Below are 7,657 nucleotides of genomic sequence, written 5' to 3'. Positions count from 1 at the left end.
GCTAAGCAGTGAACCGAAGCTTGGGGTGCATAAAACTTGTTTTATGCGCGGTAGAGGAGCGTTCCGTAAGCCTGCGAAGGTGGATTGAGAAGTCTGCTGGAGGTATCGGAAGTGCGAATGCTGACATGAGTAACGATAATGCGGGTGAAAAGCCCGCACGCCGAAAGCCCAAGGTTTCCTTGCGCAACGTTAATCGACGCAGGGTTAGTCGGTCCCTAAGGCGAGGGCGAAAGCCGTAGTCGATGGGAAGCAGGTTAATATTCCTGCACCTCGCGTGAGTGCGATGGAGGGACGGAGAAGGTTAGGTGTACCGGGCGTTGGTTGTCCCGGGGAAAGGCGGTAGGTTTGGATCTTTGGCAAATCCGGGATCCTTTAAGACCGAGCACCGAGACGAGCCTTTATGGCGAAGTCACTGATACCACGCTTCCAGGAAAAGCTCCTAAGCTTCAGCTCACGAAGACCGTACCGTAAACCGACACAGGTGGGTAGGATGAGAATTCTCAGGCGCTTGAGAGAACTCGGGTGAAGGAACTAGGCAACATGGCACCGTAACTTCGGGAGAAGGTGCACCCTTTTTGGTGGCTCATGCGAGCTATAGCTGAAGAGGGTCGCAGAAACCAGGCCGCTGCGACTGTTTATCAAAAACACAGCACTCTGCAAACACGAAAGTGGACGTATAGGGTGTGACGCCTGCCCGGTGCTGGAAGGTTAATTGATGGGGTCAGCCGCAAGGCGAAGCTCTTGATCGAAGCCCCAGTAAACGGCGGCCGTAACTATAACGGTCCTAAGGTAGCGAAATTCCTTGTCGGGTAAGTTCCGACCTGCACGAATGGCGTAACGACAGCGGCGCTGTCTCCACCCGAGACTCAGTGAAATTGAAATCGCTGTGAAGATGCAGCGTTCCCGTGGCAAGACGGAAAGACCCCGTGAACCTTTACTATAGCTTTACACTGAACGTTGAGTTCGTCTGTGTAGGATAGGTGGGAGGCTATGAAACTGTGGCGCTAGCTGCAGTGGAGCCATCCTTGAAATACCACCCTGTCGTGCTTGACGTTCTAACCTAGATCCGTTATCCGGATCAGGGACCGTGTATGGTGGGTAGTTTGACTGGGGCGGTCTCCTCCTAAAGAGTAACGGAGGAGCACGAAGGTACGCTCAGCGCGGTCGGACATCGCGCACTGTGTGCAAAGGCATAAGCGTGCTTGACTGCAAGATCGACGGATCAAGCAGGTACGAAAGTAGGTCTTAGTGATCCGGTGGTTCTGTATGGAAGGGCCATCGCTCAACGGATAAAAGGTACTCCGGGGATAACAGGCTGATACCGCCCAAGAGTTCATATCGACGGCGGTGTTTGGCACCTCGATGTCGGCTCATCACATCCTGGGGCTGTAGTCGGTCCCAAGGGTATGGCTGTTCGCCATTTAAAGTGGTACGCGAGCTGGGTTCAGAACGTCGTGAGACAGTTCGGTCCCTATCTGCCATGGGCGTTGGAAGTTTGAGAGGGGCTGCTCCTAGTACGAGAGGACCGGAGTGGACGAACCTCTGGTGTTCCGGTTGTCACGCCAGTGGCATTGCCGGGTAGCTATGTTCGGAAGCGATAACCGCTGAAAGCATCTAAGCGGGAAGCGCGCCTCAAGATGAGACTTCCCGGGGCACAAGCCCCCTAAAGGAACCATATAGACTATGTGGTTGATAGGTCAGGTGTGTAAGTACAGCAATGTATTGAGCTAACTGATACTAATGATCCGTGCGGCTTGACCATATAACCTCAAGTTGCCTTGGTCCCAACGAACGTTGGTAGATCACCAAACGCAAGCTACGTCACAAGTTAACTATGCGAGACTGGGCGCCTTAATCCGTTTCTTGGATGGCGACGCTCCAACCGTCTCCCTGGTGAAATTAGCGCTGTGGAACCACCCGATCCCATCCCGAACTCGGAAGTGAAACGCAGCTGCGCCGATGGTAGTGTGGCTCAAGCCATGCGAGAGTAGGTCATCGCCAGGGGCTTTACCCGAAACCCTCAGTCCAACTGGACTGAGGGTTTCTTTTGCCCAAAATTCGCTACGCAACCGCCGACAACGCAGCGCCGGATGCTTGCCACCGGATGAGCCAGGGACCATGTCAGGACGCGCGCCTCGCGCTTGCTGAAGCAGGACGCGATAGCAAAGCCGAAACGTCTGAATGTCACCGCAGAACCCGGGCCGTCAAGGCGCACGCGGAGCATGGCACCGATACCAAGACACCCGCTTCGCTGGGGGGGCCGACTTCTTTGGTGCTGCATGGGCATCCTCCTTGCACTGATGATTGCAAGACATCTGTTTATCGATTGGCTTGTGTAGTAGAAGTACCTGTGATGGTGCTGGCGTCCTGCTTATAGATCGGCACGAGGAGTTCGGGTCGCCGGCTAGTGTCGGAAGATGGACCTTGGTTGCACTCCAATGCAGGTGCCCCCCCCTGCGACCATCAGGGGGCCCTGCGGCTATCAGTTCCTACGACTCGTCAAGATCGAAGTGAACCCGGTGCCTGGCCTATTCTTCGCCATGCTGCTCACCGAGACTGCGTTCGATACGCACGTGCTTGGCCACATCACTTATCGCCTTCGCACGAGGCATTAGCAGGGCACAAGCCAACAAAAACCCCGCGTGAGCGGGGTTTTGTTGGTCCAATTGACCGCACTATGACGTCTGCATCAAAGCGAGGGTCAGTCGCCCAGTGTCAGGAGGGAGGCATTTCCGCCTGCGGCGGTCGTGTTGACGGTGACGACCTTCTCGGTGGCGAAGCGCAGCAGGTAGTGCGGACCGCCGGCTTTCGGGCCGGTGCCTGACAGGCCCTGGCCGCCGAAGGGTTGTACGCCGACGACCGCGCCGATCTGGTTACGGTTGACATAGACGTTGCCAACCGCAACGCGCGCGGTGATGCGATCGATGGTCTCGTCGATGCGCGAATGCACGCCCAGCGTCAGGCCGTAGCCAGTAGCGTTGATCTGGTCGATGACGGCGTCGAGTTGGTCGGCTTTCCAGCGAATGACATGCAGCACGGGGCCGAAGACCTCCCGTTGCAGCTGGCTCAGCGAGGTCAGTTCATAAGCGCGCGGGGCGAAGAAGCTGCCCTGCGCGGCGCCCTCTTCCAGCTGGGTGGTTCCGATCAAACGCGCTTCGCGATCCATGCGCGCTGCATGATCGTCGAGGATCTTGAGCGCATCTGCATCGATTACTGGGCCAACGTCAATCGAGAGCAGGCCAGGATCGCCAACCTTCAGCTCGCCCATTGCACCGGCGAGCATGGTCATAACCTTGTCGGCGATGTCGTCCTGGACGAACAACACGCGTGCCGCCGAGCAGCGCTGTCCGGCGGAGATGAAGGCACTGGAAATTGCATCCTTCACCACGGCTTCGGGCAGCGATGAGGAGTCGGCGATGAAGGCGTTCTGGCCACCGGTCTCGGCGATCAGCACGCCGATAGCGGCGTCGCGCGCGGCCAGGGTGCGGTTGATGATGCGTGCGGTTTCGGTGGAGCCGGTGAACGCCACACCCGCCACGCGCGGATCGTTGGTCAGTGCAGCGCCCACGGTAGCGCCATCGCCGGGCAGGAATTGCACGGCAGCCTCCGGTACGCCCGCCTCGTGCAGCAGCTTCACCGCTGCGTAGCCGATCAGATTGGTCTGCTCGGCGGGCTTGGCGATCACGCTGTTGCCGGCAGCGAGCGCGGCGGCGACCTGGCCGAGGAAAATCGCCAACGGGAAATTCCAGGGACTGATGCACACGAACACACCACGGCCATGCAGCTGCAGCTCGTTGGATTCGCCGGTCGGGCCGGGCAGGCGCTCGGGCGCGCCGAACTGGGCGCGTGCCTGGCCGGCGTAGTAGCGCAGGAAGTCGACCGCCTCGCGCACTTCGGCCACGGCGTCGGGCAGGGTCTTGCCGGCCTCCTTGACGCAGATGGCCATGAACTCGGGCATGCGCGCTTCGAGCAGGTCGGCGGCATGCTCCAGGATGGTGGCGCGGCTCGCCGCCGGAGTGCGGTTCCAGCCCGGTTGGGCTGCAGCCGCCGAGGCGAGCGCCTTCTGCACCGTCGCCGGATCGGCCGCTTGCCAATGGCCAACGGTCTCGCGGCGATCGGCCGGGTTCAGCACTGCTTGGCTCGGCGTGCCGATCACCGCACCCGGTACCAGCGGCGCCGCCTTCCATGGTTTGACGGCGGCATTGAGTTGCTCGGCCAGCTGCCGCAGATCGTTGTCGTTGGCGAGATTGGCGCCCATGGAGTTTTTCCTGTTCTGGTTCTGGCTGCGCAACAGGTCGGTCGGCAGCGGGATCTTGGGATGCGGGATGGAAGCGAACGACGACACCGCCTCGACCGGATCGCGAATCAGGTCTTCGATGGCGACGTCCTCATCGGTGATGCGATTGACGAAGCTGGAGTTGGCGCCGTTTTCGAGCAGGCGACGCACCAGGTAGGGCAGCAGATCTTCGTGCGAACCCACCGGTGCATACACGCGGCATGGCAAGCCCAGACGATCGGCGGGAATCACCTCGGCATACAGGTCATCGCCCATGCCGTGCAATTTCTGGTGCTCGTAGGTCTTGCCGGCAGAGATCGCGCGTACCGCGGCGATGGTCTGCGCGTTGTGAGTGGCGAACATCGGATACAGCGCGTCGCTGTGCGCAAACATGCGCCGTGCGCAGGCCAGGTAGGACACATCGGTGTTCTGCTTGCGCGTAAACACCGGATAGCCGGGATGACCTTCGATCTGTGCGCGTTTGATTTCCGCATCCCAGTACGCGCCCTTGACCAGGCGCACCGGGATGCGACGCCCGACGCGCCGCGCCAGGTCGGCCAGGAAATCGATCGTGTAAGGCGTGCGCTTCTGATAAGCCTGCACTGCCAGCCCGTACCCTTCCCAGCCATCGAGCGACGGATCGGAGAAGGTGGCCTCGATGATATCCAGCGACAGTTCCAGACGATCGGCTTCTTCGGCATCGACGGTGTAGCCAATGCCGTAGGACTTGGCCAGCTGCGCCAGCTCCAGCACGCCCGGCACAAGTTCGGCCATTACGCGTGCGCGCTTGGCGTGTTCGTAGCGCGGATACAACGCGGAGAGCTTGATGGAAATGCTGGGTGCGGCGAACACATCGGTGCCGACGAAGCTGCCGCTGCGGCCGATCGCGTGGATGGCGTCGCGATATGCCTGCAGATAGCGCTGCGCGTCCTTCATGGTCAATGCGCCTTCGCCGAGCATGTCGAACGAATAGCGGTAGTCGGCGTTGTCGCCCTTGCGCGAACGCGACAGCGCCTCGCCGATGGTACGGCCCATGACGAACTGGTGGCCCATGATCTTCATCGCCTGCCGCACGGCCAGGCGAATCACCGGCTCGCCAACGCGGCCGATCAGGCGCTTGAAGGCACCGGGCACATCCGCACGGGTGAGGTCGTTGAGTTGTACCAACCTGCCAGTGAGCATCAGGCCCCAGGTCGATGCATTGACCAGCACCGAGTCGCTGCCGCCCATGTGCTTTTTCCAGTCCGCATCGCCGAGCTTGTCGCGGATCAGCTTGTCTGCGGTGTCCTGATCGGGAATGCGCAGCAAGGCTTCGGCCACGCACATCAGCAGCACGCCTTCCTCGCTGCCCAGATCGTACTGGCGCATGAAGGCTTCGATCGCGCCCTGATCCTGCGCGCGGGCACGCACGCGGGTGACCAGATCGGCGGCCAGTGCCTGCACCTTGGCCTGTTCTGCGGCTGGCAAGCGTGCCTGGTCGAGCAGTTCGTGCACGTGTTCGGCTTCGTCCTTGAGCCAGGCAGCGGTGATGGCCGCGCGCAATGCACCGGGCGCGACCGGCAATTCGGGCGCGAGCAGCGGCGGCGCTGGGGCGGTAGAGGCAAGTGGGTCGAGCTGAGCGTTCATACGAGAAGTGCCTGGGAATCTTTGCGCATTCTAGAGAGACCTGGCACCGGCACACTTGTGTGGAAGCGGCAGCTTTCCCGCCGTTTTGTGCAGGTCGCCCACGCGTGTGCTGGCGTGCGGGTTCGAGGGCGCGCGCGGTCGGCCACTTCGGTGAAGTAATTGATTTCCACGCATTTTTAGCTGCACTGCAGCAAATCGTCGATCGGCGGAAACGCTTGCCGCATGCGTTCGAGCGGGTCTACCATCGGGCTGTTCCCGCAGTGCGCTGCGTGTTGCCAATGATCGAAGTGCTGCCGCTGATGTCCGAAGGGGTTGGGACGCAATTGCGGTTGCGGCCTCCGCGGGCGCTGTCGGCAAGGCAATTCGTGCTGCTGTTTGCAGTTCTGGCAGGAACGATGTGGTTGTTTGCGGGCCTGGGGTGGTGGACCGGCAATGCATTCGCGCCGGTATTCGCCCTGTTGCATAGTGGTGTGGTGGCGTTGGCGCTGCGGCAGTTATGGCGAAGTGGCGAGCGCGAAGAAGCGATCCGGGTAGGGGAGACCGCCGTTGAGGTGTTTCCGTCCGGCCATGCGCCACCAGCGTTTCAGGCACATCCGCACTGGGTGCGGCTATGCATGGAACGCGACGACAGGGTGCTGTTGGTGAGCAGCGGCAGGCAGATCGAGATCGGAAGTTTTCTCGGGCCGGCCGAACGTGTGGAACTGGCAGATACGCTGAAACGCTTGCTCGCGGCCGCCAATGGCCGTCACCGATGACGTAAGGGTCTAGGCAATGACGCAACGCAGCAGCTGGAAGTCGACGTACACAAGGTTGAGTCTGGCGCTGGCAGCGCTGGTCGGCACACCGCTCGCGTGGGCGCAATCGGCCGATCCCAAGGAATGGCAGCTCAATATGGGCCGCGGCGTCACCCAGACCGCGCGCATGGCCTATGAGGCGCACATGGTGGCGCTGTGGGTCTGCGTGGTGATCGGTGCGCTGGTGTTCGGGGCAATGGGCTATGCGATCTTCAAGTTTCGCAAGTCCAAGGGCGCGGTGGCTGCACAGTTCAGCCACAACACGCGCGCCGAGGTGCTGTGGACAGTGATTCCGGTATTGGTGCTGATTGCGATGGCATGGCCGGCGACGGCCAAGCTGATTGCGATGTACGACACCCGCGAGTCGGAAATGACCGTCAAGGTCACCGGCTACCAGTGGATGTGGAAGTACGAATATCTGGGCCAGGGGGTGGAGTTCACCAGCCGTCTGGCGCGCGAATCGGACCGCATCCGGCAAAGCGGCGAACGTCCCACCGTGGCGTCGCAGCCGCATTATCTGCTCGACGTCGATAATCGCCTGGTCTTGCCGGTCGATACCAAGATCCGTTTCGTGATCACCGCCGACGACGTGATCCATGCGTGGTGGGTGCCTGCACTGGGCTGGAAGCAGGACGCCATCCCGGGCATCGTCAACGAGGCGTGGACCAACATCGAGCAGCCGGGCGTGTATCGCGGGCAGTGCGCCGAGTTGTGCGGCAAGGATCATGGCTTCATGCCGATCGTGGTGGAGGCGCTGCCCAAGGCCGAATTCCAGCGTTGGCTGGCGTCGCGTCGCAGCGCTGCCGGTACCGCGCCCGCTGCATCGCCGGCAGCAACTCCGACGCCGGCTGCACCAGCGACAGCACCCACAGGTGAGGCTGCGCCTGCGGCAGCACAACCTGCCGCACCGACCGCCGCTCTCTAACACCGCTCGCAACCGTACCGCTTCGCAGAGGTCGTT

At 61.3% G+C, this 7,657-nt stretch carries 3 protein-coding genes and 2 rRNA genes (1 of these 5 cut by a window edge); 4 read left to right on the top strand and 1 reads right to left on the bottom strand.

The genetic code is table 11. The features are described from left to right. Both VZ068_RS19205 and rrf read left to right on the top strand, forming a co-directional pair. A 23S ribosomal RNA gene (locus VZ068_RS19205) occupies positions 1–1,762 on the top strand; it begins 1,119 nt to the left of the window's first position. 127 nt (positions 1,763–1,889) lie between these two features. Beyond that, positions 1,890–2,004 (top strand): 5S ribosomal RNA (gene rrf, locus VZ068_RS19200). Positions 2,005–2,701: 697 nt separating this feature from the next. Here rrf and putA read toward each other — a convergent pair. Next, complete coding sequence (putA, locus tag VZ068_RS19195) at positions 2,702–5,902, bottom strand: bifunctional proline dehydrogenase/L-glutamate gamma-semialdehyde dehydrogenase PutA (RefSeq protein WP_349656191.1); 3,201 nt, start codon at positions 5,900–5,902, stop codon at positions 2,702–2,704. A 278-nt stretch (positions 5,903–6,180) separates the two neighbouring features. Here putA and VZ068_RS19190 point away from each other — a divergent pair, with 278 nt between their 5' ends. Both VZ068_RS19190 and coxB read left to right on the top strand, forming a co-directional pair. Then, a complete protein-coding gene (locus tag VZ068_RS19190; protein WP_170068618.1) occupies positions 6,181–6,657 on the top strand; it encodes a DUF2244 domain-containing protein in 477 nt (158 codons plus the stop codon). A gap of 16 nt (positions 6,658–6,673) precedes the next feature. Next, the gene (gene coxB / locus VZ068_RS19185; protein WP_259163717.1) at positions 6,674–7,621 is read left to right on the top strand and encodes a cytochrome c oxidase subunit II; all 948 of its coding nucleotides are present in this window, start codon (positions 6,674–6,676) and stop codon (positions 7,619–7,621) included. Positions 7,622–7,657 lie beyond the last annotated feature (36 nt).

The organism is Xanthomonas sp. 10-10 (assembly GCF_040182365.1).
Taxonomy (GTDB): Bacteria; Pseudomonadota; Gammaproteobacteria; order Xanthomonadales; family Xanthomonadaceae; genus Xanthomonas; species Xanthomonas arboricola_F.
Note: the sequence above shows the minus strand (reverse complement) of the source record. Positions and strands in the feature narration are given on the sequence as shown.